The sequence below is a fragment of the Microcoleus asticus IPMA8 genome (assembly GCF_013179805.1).
GTDB classification, from domain to species: domain Bacteria; phylum Cyanobacteriota; class Cyanobacteriia; order Cyanobacteriales; family Microcoleaceae; genus Microcoleus; species Microcoleus asticus.
Window position 1 is genome coordinate 1 of the sequence record NZ_SRRZ01000282.1, and the last position, 1,960, is coordinate 1,960.

The 1,960-nt window shown below is 47.9% G+C and carries 2 protein-coding genes; both read right to left on the bottom strand.

Annotated elements, in window-relative coordinates:
* Window positions 1-356: 356 nt before the first annotated feature.
* Window positions 357-770, bottom strand: a complete 414-nt coding sequence (locus E5S67_RS31835) for a CopG family transcriptional regulator (protein WP_172193460.1) — start codon at window positions 768-770, stop codon at window positions 357-359.
* Complete coding sequence (locus tag E5S67_RS31840) at window positions 767-1,414, bottom strand: AAA family ATPase (protein WP_172193462.1); 648 nt, start codon at window positions 1,412-1,414, stop codon at window positions 767-769. Before E5S67_RS31840 ends, E5S67_RS31835 begins: the two co-directional genes overlap by 4 nt.
* Between the last annotated feature and the right edge of the window lie 546 nt (window positions 1,415-1,960).

Here is a 1,960-nt window from a genome sequence, read left to right on the forward strand (position 1 = left end):
GGAACTTGTTTTTAATTGCTGAAATCACCAGTTTATAGGATTCGTATGTCTATTTTCAGAATCCTATCAAATAAGCATTCAACACTTCTGGATGAAAACGCGAGCATTGTGTGAAGCCAAAAGGCGGGCGATCAATACTCCCACAGATTGAACGCGCATCAATCCGATCATAGGCTGAATTGGGACGATCACCCTTCCATACCAACTAGCGCATTCTCTCAGCCCTGGTGTGTAGAGTTCAATCCCTGATTTGCCGGACGGTTAGTGGGCTAACCACTGTGTCGCCAGCCCGCTACAAAATTCCGAAGGTTTGGAGAAGTTTTTCACTACCTTGAAGCGGGCTAGAACGCTCGCTTTTACCTGTCCACCTCCTTCAATCCATCCTCCAACAGCATCCGCACGATATCTACTTTCTTGCGCCCTGTCTTTGCCGCCAACATCGACAGTTTGCGGTGCAGAGTTTCCGACATATCCACGGTAAACCTGACCGTGGCTTCTTTATCGGGTGCTTGAAGTTTGCTCATCAGGCTAGGCTCCTTTGATTGAATAGGTACTGGGTCTGGTGCCAATGCTTCCGGTTGCGGTTGTATAGCGACTGGTAATGCAATTTCCGGTGGTGTTGCGGGCAATACAGCTTCTGGTGTTAGCGATGCTGCGGGCGTTGCTGCTGGCGATACAACTTGTCGTGGTGTTGGTGATGCAGCTTCCTGTGTACCAAAAACAAATTCTTCCATCGCACTGCCAAGTGGTTTGCGTTTCTTGCTACTCATTTCAACGCTCCCATGATTTCTTTAAACAGTCGGCTGTACTCTTTGCCAGAATCTTTGGCTGGTTGACCGCCCAAATCCCATACAGTAGCTGCTTGACCCGAAGAATCAGCAATCACTTGTTTTTGGTGAACGACCGATTTGAGCACTTTGATGGTGGGTGCAAGTTTCCCCAACAACTCCATTGCTTCGGTTTTGAGCTTTGTTCCCTTTACCGCACGACTGAGAAACATCACTGCTTGAGGCGGGCCTTGTCTTACCGATTGAGCTTGTTTGATGAGCCTCACCGCATCAGCGGCTGATTGCACGTCAATACCGCTCGGTTGAACTGGCACCACCGCTAAGTCAGCTCTCATCAAGATTGCCCTGGTTGCTTCACTCAAACCAGCAGGGCCATCCACTACCAGGTAGTCAACGGTAGCAGCTAAGTCAGTCAACTGGTCTAAGAGGTCATCCGGGCTTTGCAGTACCTGAGTAGCGATGCTCGGTTCCATTCTGCTGCACCACTGCGAACTAGACCGCTGAGCATCAGCATCCACTATCAACACTTGCTTGCCTTGCTGCACGAGCCAATGAGCGTAATGTACGGCTGTAGTGCTTTTGGCGCACCCGCCTTTCTGATTTACGAAAGCAACAATCTTTGCCATAGTTACTTACTGCATTATTTACTGCATTACTGAAATACTTAATACAGTAATATAGCACTTGTTTGGGCATCGGCTACTGATACAGGGTTGAATTGCTATGAAAGCCGATCGACTTATTCTTCTGGGTAGCCGTGCTTTTAACGTACTTCTCAAACCTTGCAGCTTCATTTTTATTACTTACTGCATTACTGCATTCATTCCTGCATTACTGAAATGCTGACTGAAAAACAACAGTAGGAGTAATGAGTGATAAGTACCTGTGGCACGACGTTGTAAGCTTGCAGAAAGGCAGACAAGCAAGTTGGGAGCAGCGGCAATGAGGCAAGGTTATAAAGGATGGGCGATCGCTCTGCTTTTGGTAGGGATTCTTAGCGGCTGCAACTTGACTGAGCCATCACCGCCGTCTCGGCTTCCTCAAATTGGTCGCGAGAAACCAAAGGTTCAACGTCCAACGCCGGCGTTGCTGAGTTAGAGTATGAATAGGAGGAATAATTTATGCAATGCCCAGAATGTAAATCAACCCATATCCGTAAAAACGGCAAGAAG

What these genes read in the sequence shown, in the direction of transcription:
- E5S67_RS31835 (WP_172193460.1), bottom strand. Translation starts at nt 770, where the DNA reads ATGAGTAGCAAGAAACGCAAACCACTTGGCAGTGCGATGGAAGAATTT.
- E5S67_RS31840 (WP_172193462.1), bottom strand. Translation starts at nt 1,414, where the DNA reads ATGGCAAAGATTGTTGCTTTCGTAAATCAGAAAGGCGGGTGCGCCAAA.